Below are 15,586 nucleotides of genomic sequence, written 5' to 3'. Positions count from 1 at the left end.
TGCATTGAGCGCACCGCTGTTGCAACTGACCATTGCCGCCAGCTCGGAAGCTGGCGGTAAAACCGGCAACGAAGATGCGGTCTGCTGGCAACTGCCGGACGATCCATACCTTCGAACCTACAAAGGGGCGGTGCTGGCGCTGGCCGATGGGGTCAGCAGTGCCGAAGCAGGCCGCGAGGCCAGCCAAACGGCGGTGACTTCTTTTGTGCAGGACTACCTGAATACCCCGGATACCTGGTCGGTGCGGCAAAGCGCCGAACAGGTGCTGTCCACCATCAATTTGCGCTTGTACCGCCGCAGCCATGCTTTTGCCAACGAGTTAAAAGGCCATCTCTGTACCTTTAGTGCACTGGTGCTGAAATCCCATACCGCGTATTTCTTTCATGTTGGCGACAGCCGCATCTGGCATTGCCGCGGCCAGCAACTCAGCCAGCTCAGTACCGATCACAGCACCGTACTGCAGGATAAGCGGCAGTTTCTGGCGCGGGCACTTGGTATGAGCAATCAGTTGCAACTGGATGCCGGCCGTCAGCAGCTGCAGCCAGGGGATTGGTTTGTACTAAGCACGGACGGCTTGCACGACTTTGTCAGCGAGCAACAACTGCTGGAGCAACTGCTGGCGGATAGCAGTGCCGGGCAAAAAGTGCAGGCCCTGACTGAGCTGGCGCTTCGCCAGGGCTCGGATGATAATATCTCTATTGTGCTGGCCCGGGTGGATGCGCTGCCGGCTGAGAGCATCGACGATTACAACGAGCGCTTAACCCGGCTGCCGTTTCCACCAGTGCTGGCACCGGGCATGAAGGTGGATGGCTACCGCATCGAGCGCGAGCTTTACGCCAGTGAGCGCAGCCATCTGTATCTGGTAACCGATACCGATACGGCGCAGAGCCTGATTTTAAAATGCCCGTCGGTCAATTACAGCGACGATCCCAATTACATTGACCGCTTTATCCGCGAGGAGTGGATAGGCAGCCGCATCCAAAGCCCGTATGTGGTCAAAGTGATCCGGCAAAGCCGGCCGCGCAGTTTTTTGTATTACCTGATGGAATATGTGCAAGGAATCAGTCTGGAGCAATGGATGCAGCAGCACCAACCAGTCAAACCGGGTCGGGCTATCAAGCTGGTGGAGCAAATTGCCAAAGGCTTGCAGGCGTTTCATGATTGCGAGGCCATCCATCAGGATCTAAAGCCCGGCAATATCCTGGTCACGGCCGATGATCAGGTCAAAATCGTCGATTTTGGCTCGGTCTTTGTTGCCGGGGTGGCCGAAATTTTTGTGCCGCTGGAGCACGAAGCCGCGCTGGGCACCGCCAGTTATTCCGATCCCTTGTACCTGCAAGGCCATAACTCCGGCATTCAGGGCGATGTCTACTCGCTCGCAACCATCAGCTACGAGCTCTTTACCGGCCAGTTGCCTTATGGCAGTAAAATCGAAGATTGCCGCACCGCCAGCGATTTTGACCGGCTGCGTTATATCCCGGCGCGCGAGCACAACCCACGCATTCCGCTGTGGTTTGATCGGGCGCTGGAAAAAGGCGTGGCGTTTGATTTGCAGCAGCGCTACACCACACTGCAGAGCCTGCTGCGCGACTTAAAACAGCCCAACCCAGACTTTCTGCGCGAGGAAGTCAAACGCAACACCCGTACCAGTAGCCTGTTGTTCTGGCAACTGCTGTCTGGTTTTTGGTTTGTTACCTTGCTACTGGTGATTTGGCTGTTTTTATTGCAGCGTTAGGCTGGTGGCCCTCCTCAAGTCAATTTATTGTACTTTGCAGTAATAGATAATGATGCAGAAAAAGCCCTTGATTTTCATTCAGATGCAAGCCTAGACTGGAAACATCGAAAAACTCATGGGATGCTTTGGCCGCAACTTGCGGGTTTAGAGCCTTTGAATATGCTGTTAAATTTTTAATTGAGTTAAGTGATGAACATTGAGATTGTAGAAAAAGCAGATCACCTTAAGTTATTAGCGATCTGGGAAGCATCGGTCAGAGCTACGCATGACTTTTTGGCGGAAGATGATTTACAGGAGTTAAAACCATTAATTCTTGAGCAGTATTTCGACGCAGTTGATTTAACGTGTGCTAAAAACGCCAATGGTGAAATACAGGGATTCTGCGGCGTACACGACGGTAATATTGAAATGTTGTTCATCTCACCTGATGCGCGCGGAAAAGGCATTGGTGCCATGTTAGCGTCCAACGCTATCAAAGAGCAGGGAGCGTCAAAGGTCGACGTTAATGAACAGAATGAGCAGGCGCTAGGTTTTTACCAGCATATTGGCTTTAAAGTGACAGGCCGCTCTCCGGTCGATGGGCAGGGTAAGGCCTATCCGCTGCTGCATATGATGCTATAAAATTTAACAAGGCCAGCTATGGCGACGACTTTTTCGTTGCGGCTTCGCCTTCACAACAAAGCCGTGCGCGCAGGCGGTGTTAAGCATATTTATCATCATGACTTGGAGGTAACGGTAGGTATTGAAGCAAGAGCAGCGATTTCGTTCGGGTTGGAAGTGAAAGTTGAAGTGAAAGCGAAAGCCGTAATGGAGGTAATCATGGATAATTTGATCGTATTTATTACATGCGTTTGGTGCGGGGTGGCGTTTTTGCGGGCCTGGTGGGACACTTTCAATCCGAACGAGAGATCAGTAATTGTGAATTACCTGCCAGATCCAGGAAAAACGAGAGGAGGTTCGATTCCTCCTCCCCGCACCAAATTAATGAGCGAAGCGTAGTTCCGGCACTTAACCAGGCTAGGCTTGGCGACGCCTTTTTCGTTGCGTCTTCGTTTTCACTACAAAGCCGCGCATGATGGCGGCGTTAAGGTTTTAGAAAAATGAGAGTAACCGGAGACTTAAAAAAGCGCTACGAAGAGATTAGAGCACTTGATAGGTCCAACATTGATGAGTGTCAGGCAATCGCCGACTTTTTTGATCTTTATCCTCAAAAAATCTTTCGAGGAGAACTATATAAACGGGAAAGTCCTGACTTTGAAGTAAGCCGAGTTAAAAACACGATAGGAATTGAAGTGGTAAAAGCCACTAGTCCACAATCTAAGCAGCTCACTTCTGAACTTGGAAAAAAAGGTGGGCCAGGCTACTCAATGAATTGGTTAAAGGATATCAACCATACAGGAAAGCGCCTTGGTAAGTATATTAAAGAAAAACAGGGTGATACGGCAATCTGGGATAGCCGAGAATTTCATGACTTTTGGGTAAATATTGTAGGAACAGCAATTACAAAGAAATCCGAACTTTTTACGAAACACCACTTCGAAAAAGCTTACTTCGAAAGCTGGCTTCTTGTGGTGGATGATTCCGGACTTGAGTTTCTAAATACTTCAGAATTGCTCACTTTGCTTAATGAAAAATCTGGGAAAATAAATTGTTCTTTCAACAAGGTTTTTGTTTTGTCTGGTTATAGAGAACGTCTACATCTACTGGGCTCAAGGTGCGGAAAGTTTTGCCATATCGCTTCGCGCTCAAAATATTAACAAGGCTAGTCAAAGTGATGGGGGTCAAATCTTGACTATAAAGTGATGGGGGGCATTTTTTGACTATAATGATTGGGGTCAAATCTTGACTATTGCGAAGTCGTTTTAGTTGGTCTAAATTTTTACCATGACACGACCGCTGCGAATTGAATACGAAAATGCTTACTACCATGTGATGAACCGTGGCAGAGGGCGACAATGGATATTTCACGATAGCCGTTACTATCAGGCATTTCTGGAATGCCTCGAGCAGGCATGCCGACGATTTAAAGTGGAAATCCATGCTTATTGCCTGATGGGTAATCATTATCACCTCCTTATCAAGACACCAAAAGGCAATCTGAGTCGAGCGATGCGCCATATCAATGGTGTTTACACGCAAAAGTACAATTATCTAAAGAGAACCGACGGGTCGTTATTTCGTGGGCGCTATAAAGCAATTTTGATTGAAGCTTCCAGCTATTTACTCGAAGTCAGTCGCTATATTCATCGTAACCCGGTAGAGAGCAAAAAGCCTTTGGTGGCGGATTTGCTGGACTATCCGTGGTCCAGCTATCCGGCCTATCTGAACAAAGCATCTTGTCCGGAGTGGTTGGTAAAAGACACGGTATTCGGCGAGTTGGGCGCTAAACCTTCCGAGTCAGCCTATCAAGGGTTTGTGGAGCAAGGACTGGATGAGGAGACTCGTAAGTTCTATGACAAAGGCCATTGGCCCGCTGTGCGTGGTAGTGGCGAATTTGTTGAAGCCGCGCACGCTCAAGCTTTGAGTCATGGTCTGGAAATCGAAAAGCATCCTCTGAAGGATTATCTTTCTATGGATACTATTGTCCAAATCGTAGCCGATTATTACCAGATCACGCCACAAAGCCTGTTAAAAGCCAAGCGAGGCATTAAATCAAAAAACCTTCCCCGTTGGATAGCGATGAAATTGTGCCAGGATCTGTCAGGAGAGCGATTGCCAGCGATTGCTAAGTACTTCAATGTCGATCATTACAGTACGGTTTCAAGAACGGTGCGGCGATTGAACGATGAGCTTGATATGAATGGAGCTTTGCTTGGGGAATTTGATGAGTTAAATGGTAAAAGTCAAGATTTGACCCCCTAAGGTCTCGGTATGAGCAATCAGTTGCAACTGGATGCTGGCCGTCAGCAGCTGCAGCCAGGGGATTGGTTTGTGCTAAGCTCGGACGGCTTGCACGACTTTGTCAGCGAGCAACAACTGCTGGAGCAACTGCTGGCGGATAGCAGCGCCGGGCAAAAAGTGCAGGCACTGACTGAGCTGGCGCTTACGCAAGGTTCGGATGACAACATCTCCATCGTCCTGGCCCGGGTGGATGCACTGCCCGCCGAGAGCATCGACGATTACAACGAGCGCTTAACCCGGCTGCCGTTTCCACCAGTACTGGCTACGGGCATGAAGGTGGATGGCTACCGCATCGAGCGCGAGCTTTACGCCAGTGAGCGCAGCCATCTGTATCTGGTAACCGATACCGATACGGCGCAGAGCCTGATTTTAAAATGCCCGTCGGTCAATTACAGCGACGATCCCAATTACATTGATCGCTTTATCCGCGAGGAGTGGATAGGCAGCCGCATCCAAAGCCCTTATGTGGTGAAAGTGATCCGGCAAAGCCGGCCGCGCAGTTTTTTGTATTACCTGATGGAATATGTGCAAGGAATCAGTCTGGAGCAATGGATGCAGCAGCACCAACCAGTCAAACCGGGCCGGGCCATTAAGCTGGTGGAGCAAATCGCCAAAGGCTTGCAGGCGTTTCATGATTGCGAGGCCATCCATCAGGATCTAAAGCCCGGCAATATCCTGGTGACGGCGGATGAGCAGGTCAAAATCGTCGATTTTGGTTCGGTGTTTGTCGCGGGTGTGGCCGAAATTTTTGTGCCGCAGGAGCACGAAGCCGCGCTTTGTGTTGGTTCCGCCAGTTATTCCGATCCCTTGTACCTGCAAGGCCATAACTCCGGCATTCAGGGCGATGTCTACTCGCTTGCAACCATCAGCTACGAGCTTTTTACCGGCCAGTTGCCTTATGGCAGTAAAATCGAAGATTGCCGCACCGCCAGCGATTTTGACCGCCTGCGCTACATCCCGGCGCGCGAGCACAACCCACGCATTCCGCTGTGGTTTGATCGGGCGCTGGAAAAAGGCGTGGCGTTCGATTTGCAGCAGCGCTACACCACACTGCAGAGCCTGCTGCGCGACTTAAAACAGCCCAACCCAGACTTTCTGCGCGAGGAAGTCAAACGCAACACCCGTACCAGTAGCCTGTTGTTCTGGCAACTGCTGTCTGGCTTTTGGTTTGTTACCTTGTTGCTGGTGATTTGGTTGTTTTTATTGCAGCGTTAAGGTGGTAGTGGTTACCGAAGGCTCTTCAGCCAGATCCCTCGTAATGCATCGTATGGCTTTACAGGAACGTGTCTGAGTTTTATTGCAACAACTTGCGGGTTTTTATGCTTGCAGGTTCCTGTAACAAAAAATATGGCAGAAAAAAGCTCTTGATTTACATTCAGATACAAGCCTAGACTGGAAAGATTGAGAAACTCAAAGGACGTGTTTGCCGTAACTTGCGGGTTTAGATCCTTTGAATAAGCTGTTGGGCTGTATGCAATCTGAAAGATAGGAGCTGAGATGAAGCGTGATATGGAACTTGTCCGAAAACTGTTGATATTTTTCGATGATAAAGAGAACCCCACGCATATTGAGGCGCCGCCTATCGATGGCTACGATGAGCAGACAATTCAGTATCACCTAGTGCTTATGTATGATGCTGAATTACTGCGATGTGAACCTGTTAAATCAAGTAAAAGTGAACGAGTTATCTATGTATTGCCATTTGAGTTGACTTGGAAGGGACACGATTTCTTAGACTCTATTAGAAACGACACCATATGGAAGAAGGTTAAAGATACTCTTCAGGACAAGGGGCTTGGTATGGCATTTTCAGTTGTTCAGGGCTTGGCCGTGAAATTCATGCAATCTCAGGTCGGTTTAAGCTGAGCAATGAGAAAATATTGGCACATAGATCATCAGCCCAAAAAACCGCGTCACTCGGGGCCTGGGGCCCCAGCGACGCTCACATGTTCGCGCGCATGCGCGGGGCGTTAGGCGCTTTAGGAGCAATCGATGCTTACGGTAATTACTTTAAAGGCATTGGTTATTTGGGCCAGCATTCTTGTACTAGCTGTTGCCAATGGAGCACTGCGCGAGTCTGTACTTATACCGGGGGTCGGAACTTCGACCGCACTCGTGCTTAGCGGGTTGCTGCTTTCAACCTTGATCATTGGCGTGGCGTACTTATCGCTTCCTTGGCTACAAATTAGCCGCCCCGTTCAGCTCTGGGCCGTTGGGTTGGGCTGGCTCGCACTCACACTCGTTTTTGAGTTTTCGTTTGGGCTCTGGCAGGGCAAGTCGTGGCCCGAGTTGCTTGAAGCCTATACGTTCAAAGATGGCAACATCTGGCCTATTGTTCTCGCGACAACGGCCCTTGCACCGTATATTGCCGCACGGCTGAGGGGTTGGGCGTAGTGCGCCTAACCAGCTCTGCACGCGGATAAATTACTCGCTGCGCTCCCTATTTACCGGTGAGCAGAGGCGTTAAATTGCAGTCAAGGATGGTGGATTATTAAAACTGATATTTATGATGTGTTTATTGGCGAATCGGCCTTTGGCAACCCTTGCGGGGTACTAGAGCTAAAGTGCTGGCTCTCCGATTCCGAGTTACATCAAATCACCCGTGAAGTTGGACAGCCTGTCACTTCGTTCATTTCTCACATGGACGGACAGTTTCACATTCGCTGGTTTGCATTGGATGGTGAAATTAATCTTTGTGGTCACGGGAGTTTAGGCGCTGGTGCAGCGATCCTTTCTAAGTACCAACTGGAAAATGTAGTTTTCAACAGTAAACATGGTGAAGTGGTAATTGCTAAGAGAAATGACCAATATTCATTGTTATTACCCAGCTGGGAAGGTAAGCCTTGCGCTGTTCCAGTAGAAATCCCTGATTTAGCGACGGATGCGATTGATGTTTTCTCTACCCGAGACTTAGTCTTGGTTTTGCCTTCGGTTGAGACTGTAATGAATTTCCAACCAGATGATGAGCGCTTGAGAAAAATCAACGAATACCATGCTCTGATTGTAACGGCTGCAAATGATAATAGTGGTTATGTTCTAAGATACTTTGCACCCAAAATTGGCATATCTGAGGATTTAGCAACAGGTTCAGCACAATGCTCCCTTGCACCGTATTGGTTTAAAAAACTTGGCTCCGACTCATTGAATGTACGTCAACTTTCAATGTCAGGTGGTTATTTTGAAGTGGAGAGAACAACTGAAAATTCAATTACAGTATTTGCCAAAGCAAAACGGCGAGCAATTGCAATTTAACACATATGAGCCTTCTCGGAGTCAATAGGTAAAACCGCTCTTCTGGCCGCGCTAGCGGCCAGGCCTTTGTCCATCAGCAAGATAGACTGCTTCATCTGTCATCATGGTTGCCAGGCGATAGCCTGCAACAAACACATCTCGGGGCTCTCTTATCTCACGCTCAGTGAGCGCCTGCTGATTTCAGCATCCTTGCTGACAGCAGGACCGCGGCGCTTCGACGCATTTTTTTGTTCACCTAAAGTTAGCATAAACAAACCGGGAAAGATGAATTTACAGGTAAGTTTAAAAGTTGTTGATTAAAAGGTTTGTGTTGGCTAGATTATTTTCAGCCAAAAATGATAGCAAGGGAGTGTGCTTATGGAAATTGTGTTATTTTTCATCTTAGATGTGGTGATTACCGGTTTTTTTCTATGGATTGCAGGTAAGGTTACCACTGTACAGATCGGTTACAAAGAAGGCCTGGTTTGCATAGGTGCTTCTTCACTTCTTGCGTTAATCCCTGGTATAGGTTGGATTTTATCAATTATTGCTTTTTTCTATTTACTTAAAGATTTTACGGGAGCAAATGTATGGCCAGATCTGATTTTACTGGTGTTGGTGACAAAGTTTTTTAGCTTTATTGCCATCGTTGCATTGGGTGGTATCTAGTGCCAGTTAACGAACGTACCTATCCCGATTAGCTTCCAAGGAGGATGAAGTGGACTATTCGCGTTACACGATCCAGGAGTTGCATGAAAGCTTAAGCAGTATTGATAAGGATGCATACCCTGACAGATATCAAAAGCTGATCAATGAGTTTGAATCCAGAAAAGAAGAAATTGAACAACATCGAAAAGAAGAAGATGAGAAGTTCTATGTCACGGTAAATAGTCGCTTAAATATTCTTGCGTGGCTTCAGATTGCCACTTGTCTTGGCTTTATATATGTTGGCGTGGTTAGCCTGCTTGAGCATTTCACATTATTTATCCTTGCACTATTTTTGGGGATTTCGGTATTCAATGGTTTCGCCGGTTTCTTGCTCCTCAAACGAATAAAATTGGGCTTTCACTTGTCTTTTTTCAATCAGGTTGCTCAGTTGTTCGCGTTTAATTTAGGTTTCATATATTACTCCTATTCAGGTCTCGGGGGGGTAATGGTTATTCTACAAAATGGAATTGCCTTTAAAGCTTCAATACTAAACCCATCATTCCAATTCTTTTGGGGGAATAACCTTGGTTTTGGGGTTGGCTTAGATTTAGTTGCACTGTTCTTTATTTATCTATTAAACACTTGTCGATATGAAAATAAAATATGGCAATAGCTGATAGGGGGCAAATATTGACTCTTGCGAAGTCGTTTGGTTGGCCTAAGTTTTACCATGACAAGACCGCTGCGAATTGAATACGAAAATGCTTACTAGCATGTGATGAACCGTGGCAGGAGGCGACAATGGCTATTTCACGATAGCCGTTACTATCAGATTTCTGGAATGCCTCGAGCAGCCGTGTCGACGATTTAAAGTGGAAATCCATGCTTAGCTTGTAAGGGCACAAGCCTTTCGTTATGTTGTAGGTAACGGAAACCATAAGGACAGGGTTATGCCATCAAAATGGAGTTGGCAGTTACTGCAGTTAAGCCGTAAGCTTTGGGTGCGCACGTCACTCTTAACCCTGTTAGCTTTTTTTATCCCGGGACTGGGAGTGCTGCTGAGCGGCATGATACCGGACAGCATGGGCGGTGCTATCGGCAGCGATGCTGTTGAAAAAATTCTGACTATTCTAGCCACCAGCATGCTGACGGTTACCACCTTTTCATTAAGTATTATGGTTGTGGCTTTTAACGCAGCTTCAAGCGGCGTGTCGCCACGGGCAACCCGACTGTTGATGGATGACAGTACCACCCAAAATGCCTTGGCAACATTTATTGGCTCTTTTCTATACAGTATTGTTGGCATTATCTTGCTGAGCGCTGATGTGTATGGTGAGAGCGGCCGGGTAGTGTTGTTTATTATGACCATTGGCATGATCTTGCTGATTGTTATCACTATTTTAATATGGATTGAGCATTTATCGGGTCTCGGACGCATAGGTGAAACAGCCAGCCGAGTGGAAGATGCAGCCTGTAAAGCGGTTAAGCGCAGCGAACAGCACCCCTGGCTTGATGCCATTCAACTGAACTCACTGAATGATATTCCGGCCGATGCCAAAGCGGTGTGTACGACAGAAATTGGTTACATTCAGCATATCGATGTGAATGCGTTAGATGCATGGGCCAGCGAGCACAACGCAAAAGTGTATATCAGTAGCCTGCCCGGTGCCTTTGTGCACAAAGAACAGCCGTTAATGTGGTTAAGCGGGGGACGTGCTGAGCCAGATAAGAAGCTGTTTAGTGCTTTTAATCTGAGTGAGTATCGCAGTTTTGATCAGGATCCCCGCTTTGGCGTTATAGTACTGGCTGAAATTGCGTCCAAAGCGTTATCCCCGGGTATTAACGACCCCGGTACGGCTATTGAGATTATCGGTCGTGGCATCCGGGTGCTCAGTAAGTGGCCACCAGAGCGCTGTAACAGAAAGGTGAAGTATGCCAATGTTTGGGCGCCTAAAGTCGCGCTGGATGACTTATTTGACGACTTTTTTACGTCGATTGTCCGCGATGGTGCGGCCAATATCGAAGTGCAAATCCGACTGCAAAAAGCTTTTATCGCTTTAGCGGGTTATGGCACCGAGTTTAAACGCTGTGCCAGAAAACATGCCGCGGCAGCATTGGCCCGGGCGGAGCTGGCAATGAGTTATCAGCCGGATGTTGCTTTGCTGCAGCAGCTGAATAAACAATTGGAAGGAATGGGGTCGAATTAAAAAAATTTTCACTGAAAAACACATTAAGCCGGAGGGATCATGCGGCATTGGCTACAGCTGGTACTGGCAATATGGATAGTTGGTTATGGCAGCGCCTTGGCGCTGCAAGCCGATGATGAGCAGCTGGCTGGCGAAATAAAGGTGCAGAATGCACCGCAGGATCAGGCGATTGCTGCCCGGTTACGTGCAATTACTGCATCGTTGTCCGGCCTGGAAAATGTTGAAATCAGCGTCAATGCAGGGGTGATTACCCTGCAGGGGGAGGTAGCCAACACCCAGCTGAAAAACGATATGACGGCTATTGCCAGTCGGCTGGAAGGCGTGGTGCATGTGCAGAACCAGTTGCAGGAGCAACTGGCCGTACGCTCCCGCTTAGCGCCAGCAGCGGAAAAATTCAGGGAAATGCTAGGCACCACAGTGCAAATGTTGCCACTCTTGGTGCTGGCGGTTTTAGCGGTAGTTTTGTTTTGGCTGGTTGGTAGCTGGCTGTCGAATCGCAGTGCGTTACTGCGCCGTTTAGGGTTAAGTGAGCTGGCGACTAACCTGGGTATGCGCTTTGTGCGGTTAATTATTACCAGTATCGGCATTTTAATTGCGCTGGAGTTGCTGGATGCGACCGCCCTGGTTACCGCCTTGCTGGGGATCGCCGGGGTTATTGGTATAGCGCTGGGTTTTGCCTTTCGCAATATTGTCGAAAACTACCTGGCGGGGGTATTGCTAAGTACCCGCAACCCTTTTGCTATCGGTGACTTTATCCAGGTTGATAACTTTACCGGCAAGGTGATCCGACTCACCTCGCGAGACACGGTGTTAATGACGTTTGACGGTAATCATTTGCGCATTCCGAACAGCCAGATTATTACCTCGCCGATGCTAAATTTTTCCCGTAACCCGCTGCGCCGCTTTGAATTTACTGTTGGCGTGTCGGCTGACCTCGATTTATTGGTTGTACGGCAACTGGCCATTACCACTTTGCAGGCCATGCCTGGTATTTTAGCTGAACCGCGGCCACGGGTATTGGTGCAGGAGTTGGGTGATAGTTCGGTTACTGTGCAGGTAATGGCCTGGGTTGATCAGCGTGACACTGATTTCTTAAAAGCGCGCAGCGAAGCAATCCGGTTGGTGAAAACGACTTTTGATAACGCCGGTATAGAAATGCCAGAGCCGATTTACCGCATTCTTATGGTCGATACGCTAACCAAGGACGAGGAAAAACCGTCATCACCAGCCACACCAGAAGTGGTTATTCAAGCTGAGCCTGCGGTTGATGTGAGTACCGACGATTGCATCGAGCAGCAATTTCAGCAGGAGTTAAACAAGTCCGATGAAGAAAACCTGTTGCCAGCAGTTAGCGACGATCCTCTGGCAAAGGGCCGGAATTAACTGGGGGCAGATAAACAAAAAATAGGCTCAACTTCCATCTCATTGCTATTTTCTAACAGCTTGCGTGATGGCACGACTTCCCTGAGTGTACCTGACCGTTGTGCCAGAGCACATTATCCCGCCTCCCACATGACAGGGCATTCATCCCTGATAGCCGCATTTAATAATTTAATCAGAGGTAAGGCACGGTGGTTCAGACTAATAGATGGTTCAACATCATCTTTTTCATCTGCTTCATCCTGCTCTTGATCAGTGTCTGTGTCTGGTTCCACTTCATCAGACTGCCGGGCTTTTTCTATGTCGATCGCGGCTTTTAGCTTTGCTAGTGCTTGAGGGATATCTTCGGCTGACATGGCGTTTGGGAGTTTCTCACCATACCCCATAATCTTGAGGATATTGACTGCAACATCACCAAACATAGTGACATCTGAGGTCGCAGTACAACTGAATGTAATTAACATGTTGAGTCTCCGAAGAAAGTAAAAGGCAAGATGACGTGAAGGTTTCCTCTGAAGGCTTCAATTCACTGCCCAATGACCACTACCAGCGTCATAAATGTCGGCTAAGTAGCCAGCCGAAACAAACAATGAGAGCGGTTGCGAGCAGATAAGTGGTTAATAGGTAGCTTACAGCATCAACCGGGTAGTGCAAGCTATCAGGGACACCGCCGAAAATAACCTGTACAGCGAGACGTGTGACCGTCACTCGCTTCTGTAAACGCGAATGGAGCACAGCGTAATGGAACTCCATTGCAAACTCTCGGTTTAACTCATTACAACCTCTTCAAATACATTTCCATCAGTAAGCTTCTTAGAGAAAAACCAAGAGCGTATGGTCTGTCTTTTATGTACACTGAAAAAGATAGTAGCTCGTTCGTCGAATCACGACCGGCGACATGCTACAGCGTGATTCACGGCAGCGTTTGCTGCACTGGATGGAGAACACAAAAACCGGGTCCCTGCGACTTCGCGCCGGACTCCCTGCAAAGTGGCGTAGCGGTAACAAAACCGGAACCGGGCGAACGGAGGGAACCACCAATAAGTGCAATGACATTGCAATCACTTTCCCTCCCAACAGAAGCCCGATTATCATTGCGGCCTATTTTGATAGCGGCGAGTATACCGGGCAGACTGAGGCTTGGCATCAGGCAGTCCTCGCTGAGGTGGGAGGGATCGCAGCCGATTGGGCAATGAGTTAGGAGAAATTCATTATGCGTCATACGTTTTATCTACTAACGGTTATGCTATTGGTGGCTGGGTGCAACACTGAGCCTGTACCTGAGCGTGCTGTTGCAGTGCAGCCCGGGCAACCGCAGGGTGATGCTGCTAGCATTGATAGCGAGTACCCATCAGCGTGGCATGACAGTCATGAAAGGGCGCAAGGTGATCCCGATAGCCAATGTCATCCAGCACTGGAGCCTTTGCGGCAAACATTACCTGCAGCAAATCAGATGGAAGGGCAGCCGCTAAAACGCCAGACTTGTGGTGTCAACCTGGTGACCAAAGTCTATGGCCCGCTGGATGATTCTGCTACCGGCGCTACGATTTTCTACAGCATCCATTCGTACACCCGCCAATACGCTGATCTAACCGGTTTTACACACCAGGATGCAGAAGCATTTTTGGCTCAGCAACGGCAGGGTTGGCTGGTTTTTTTAGAAAATCTGCGCGAAAAAATACGTTGGGCGCAAGAGCCGGATATTTATACTGAAGCGCAGTTAGCCCGCTTGCCGCAAGAGTTGCTATGGCAAGACAGCATGCCTGCAGTGCTTGATAACGGCACGGGCATTTGGGCACTTACGATTTGGCTAACAGCGGATATTGCCGCCAATGTGTCTGTCCATGATGAAACAAATCCAGACCCCACGGCGGAAGAAGCACTGCAGCGGCTAACCCCTCTGGCGAATGCGTTAAATTTCCAGCGGCTGTGAAGAACTGAGCGGATCCGGTGGTCGCCGAAGCGTGATGGAGCTGCTTTAGCTTTTTGGCCGAAACGGCTTGATCACATCTTCGTTGCACTCCAGGTAGGGCCCTTCCATCAAATCAATGCAGTAAGGCACGGCTGGAAAGACCGCATCCAGGCACTGGCGAATGGCTTTGGGTTTACCGGGCAGGTTGATAATGAGGCAGCTGCCAAGCAGGCCGGCCGTCTGGCGCGATAAAATGGCGGTGGGTACGTATTTTAATGATTCCTGGCGCATCAACTCGCCAAAACCGGGCATCATCCGATCGCACACCGCTTCGGTGGCCTCTGGCGTCACATCCCGTTTTGCCGGGCCGGTGCCGCCGGTGGTTACAATCAAACAGCAGCCTTCGCTTGCCAGATCTTTCAGGGTTTGTTCAATTTGCGGCTGTTCATCCGGAATAAGCCGGTATTCGGCCTGCCAGTCGCTGACCAGGTACTCGCTTAAGGTATCGCGAATGGCCTGGCCGGAAATATCTTCATAAACCCCGGCACTGGCCCGGTCGCTCACAGTAACTATGCCAATCTTTGCTTGCTGTTCCATCCAATCTCCACGCTAATCATTCAACATTCAACATTCAACATTCAACATTCAACATTCAACATTCAACCCTCAACCCTCAACCCTCAACCCGCCGCCATCCCAGCCAGTTGCAACCAGTAGCCATTGCAATCACCAGCAGGTAAAGGCTGCGGCGCCGCACCGTGCTGATTGGCTTTAAATTTAGCCAGCCAGTCAAAGGTGCCTTCATGCTGTGGGCTCAAGCGCACAATGTCAACCAGACCATGCATCTGTGGCAACTGGTTGATCAGGTTGTAGCGCTCACCGGATTGGGTTTGAATGCCGTTGAGCACAAACACTTGCTTGCCATCCTGGCTGGTGACGGTGCGCCCTGCGGGGTACTTGATGCAGCAGAGCTCGCACTGATCCTTGCTGCGATTTTCCGAGCGGGCGGTAAAACAGCGCCCGGACCAGGCCAGTGGTAAATGGCCAAAAGCCAGCAGCTCGGTCTGAAAGCAATCACGAATATCCTGAATGCAGCTTTGGCTGAGCAAATCGCGTAGCCATTGTCCGGATAACTCCACCGGCAGCACCCAGCGCTGCAACCCCATGCCAACCAAACGGCGTAGTGCGTGCTGGTTGTAGCAGGAAATAGCCGGGCCACAGACAAAGGTAATGCCTTGCTCTTGCAGCATCTGGATGGCACCGACATCGTTGGCTTCCACTAAGAAGTCACCGTTTTCGCAGTAACGGCGCAGTTCGCGCAGCTCCGACGGGGCCTCCAGCAGCGTCATGGTGGATAAACAAACCTGCTTGCCGGCTTCGCGTAGCATATGGGCCAGTTGCAGGTAATCGTCCAGCTTCAGCTCACGGCGTTTACTGCAGACGGTTTCGCCCAGATAGACGATATCAATGGCGGACTCCGCCGCCTGGCGGTAAAACTGCTGCACCTGGGCTTTGGGCCAGAAATACTGAATAGGACCAAGGGAGAATTTCATCAAAGGACTCCTTATTTCC

18 protein-coding genes are annotated in these 15,586 nt (G+C 49.1%); 15 read left to right on the top strand and 3 right to left on the bottom strand.

Annotated elements, in window-relative coordinates:
* The first annotated feature begins 4 nt into the window (after positions 1–4).
* The 13 genes from BLW37_RS04805 (at position 5) to BLW37_RS04745 (ending at position 12,105) form a co-directional block, all read left to right on the top strand.
* A complete protein-coding gene (locus BLW37_RS04805) occupies positions 5–1,735 on the top strand; it encodes a bifunctional protein-serine/threonine kinase/phosphatase (protein ID WP_091340368.1) in 1,731 nt (576 codons plus the stop codon).
* Positions 1,736–1,924: 189 nt separating this feature from the next.
* Complete coding sequence (locus tag BLW37_RS04800; protein WP_091340365.1) at positions 1,925–2,356, top strand: acetyltransferase; 432 nt, start codon at positions 1,925–1,927, stop codon at positions 2,354–2,356.
* Positions 2,357–2,374: 18 nt separating this feature from the next.
* The gene (locus tag BLW37_RS04795) at positions 2,375–2,734 is read left to right on the top strand and encodes a hypothetical protein (protein ID WP_091340362.1); all 360 of its coding nucleotides are present in this window, start codon (positions 2,375–2,377) and stop codon (positions 2,732–2,734) included.
* 101 nt (positions 2,735–2,835) lie between these two features.
* Entirely contained in the window at positions 2,836–3,492 is a 657-nt protein-coding gene (locus tag BLW37_RS04790; RefSeq protein ID WP_091340360.1) for a hypothetical protein, read from the top strand.
* 127 nt (positions 3,493–3,619) lie between these two features.
* Positions 3,620–4,597, top strand: coding sequence for a transposase (locus BLW37_RS04785; RefSeq protein ID WP_091340357.1), 978 nt, complete (start codon positions 3,620–3,622; stop codon positions 4,595–4,597).
* A gap of 9 nt (positions 4,598–4,606) precedes the next feature.
* Positions 4,607–5,851, top strand: a complete 1,245-nt coding sequence (locus tag BLW37_RS04780; RefSeq protein ID WP_091340354.1) for a bifunctional protein-serine/threonine kinase/phosphatase — start codon at positions 4,607–4,609, stop codon at positions 5,849–5,851.
* Positions 5,852–6,133: 282 nt separating this feature from the next.
* Entirely contained in the window at positions 6,134–6,502 is a 369-nt protein-coding gene (locus BLW37_RS04775) for a DUF2513 domain-containing protein (protein WP_091340351.1), read from the top strand.
* A 126-nt stretch (positions 6,503–6,628) separates the two neighbouring features.
* The gene (locus BLW37_RS04770) at positions 6,629–7,030 is read left to right on the top strand and encodes a hypothetical protein (protein ID WP_091340348.1); all 402 of its coding nucleotides are present in this window, start codon (positions 6,629–6,631) and stop codon (positions 7,028–7,030) included.
* Positions 7,031–7,147: 117 nt separating this feature from the next.
* Positions 7,148–7,888 carry a PhzF family phenazine biosynthesis protein gene (locus BLW37_RS04765; protein WP_091340346.1) on the top strand — a complete coding sequence of 247 codons (741 nt, stop codon included), beginning with the start codon at positions 7,148–7,150 and terminating at the stop codon, positions 7,886–7,888.
* Between the two features lie 357 nt (positions 7,889–8,245).
* Positions 8,246–8,536 carry a hypothetical protein gene (locus BLW37_RS04760; protein ID WP_091340343.1) on the top strand — a complete coding sequence of 97 codons (291 nt, stop codon included), beginning with the start codon at positions 8,246–8,248 and terminating at the stop codon, positions 8,534–8,536.
* Between the two features lie 49 nt (positions 8,537–8,585).
* The gene (locus BLW37_RS04755; RefSeq protein WP_091340340.1) at positions 8,586–9,188 is read left to right on the top strand and encodes a hypothetical protein; all 603 of its coding nucleotides are present in this window, start codon (positions 8,586–8,588) and stop codon (positions 9,186–9,188) included.
* 277 nt (positions 9,189–9,465) lie between these two features.
* A complete protein-coding gene (locus BLW37_RS04750; protein ID WP_091340337.1) occupies positions 9,466–10,722 on the top strand; it encodes a DUF2254 domain-containing protein in 1,257 nt (418 codons plus the stop codon).
* 39 nt (positions 10,723–10,761) lie between these two features.
* The gene (locus BLW37_RS04745; RefSeq protein ID WP_091340335.1) at positions 10,762–12,105 is read left to right on the top strand and encodes a mechanosensitive ion channel family protein; all 1,344 of its coding nucleotides are present in this window, start codon (positions 10,762–10,764) and stop codon (positions 12,103–12,105) included.
* Positions 12,106–12,218: 113 nt separating this feature from the next.
* Here BLW37_RS04745 and BLW37_RS04740 read toward each other — a convergent pair whose 3' ends face one another.
* Positions 12,219–12,566, bottom strand: a complete 348-nt coding sequence (locus tag BLW37_RS04740) for a DUF1840 domain-containing protein (protein WP_091340333.1) — start codon at positions 12,564–12,566, stop codon at positions 12,219–12,221.
* Between the two features lie 419 nt (positions 12,567–12,985).
* On the opposite strand from BLW37_RS04740, the gene BLW37_RS04735 reads away from it, so the two are divergent.
* Complete coding sequence (locus tag BLW37_RS04735; protein WP_281248648.1) at positions 12,986–13,303, top strand: serine hydrolase; 318 nt, start codon at positions 12,986–12,988, stop codon at positions 13,301–13,303.
* 12 nt (positions 13,304–13,315) lie between these two features.
* Positions 13,316–14,035 carry a hypothetical protein gene (locus tag BLW37_RS04730; RefSeq protein WP_091340330.1) on the top strand — a complete coding sequence of 240 codons (720 nt, stop codon included), beginning with the start codon at positions 13,316–13,318 and terminating at the stop codon, positions 14,033–14,035.
* Positions 14,036–14,080: 45 nt separating this feature from the next.
* Here the strand turns inward: BLW37_RS04730 and mog are convergent, their stop codons facing one another.
* Both mog and BLW37_RS04720 read right to left on the bottom strand, forming a co-directional pair.
* Positions 14,081–14,611: a molybdopterin adenylyltransferase gene (gene mog / locus BLW37_RS04725; RefSeq protein WP_091340328.1), complete on the bottom strand. Its 531-nt coding sequence runs from the start codon at positions 14,609–14,611 to the stop codon at positions 14,081–14,083.
* Positions 14,612–14,694: 83 nt separating this feature from the next.
* Positions 14,695–15,567 carry a U32 family peptidase gene (locus BLW37_RS04720; protein ID WP_091340325.1) on the bottom strand — a complete coding sequence of 291 codons (873 nt, stop codon included), beginning with the start codon at positions 15,565–15,567 and terminating at the stop codon, positions 14,695–14,697.
* Positions 15,568–15,586: the final 19 nt, after the last annotated feature.

It is taken from the genome of Alkalimonas amylolytica (genome assembly GCF_900107845.1).
In the GTDB taxonomy this organism is placed as follows: Bacteria; Pseudomonadota; Gammaproteobacteria; order Enterobacterales; family Alteromonadaceae; genus Alkalimonas; species Alkalimonas amylolytica.
Note: the sequence above shows the minus strand (reverse complement) of the source record. Positions and strands in the feature narration are given on the sequence as shown.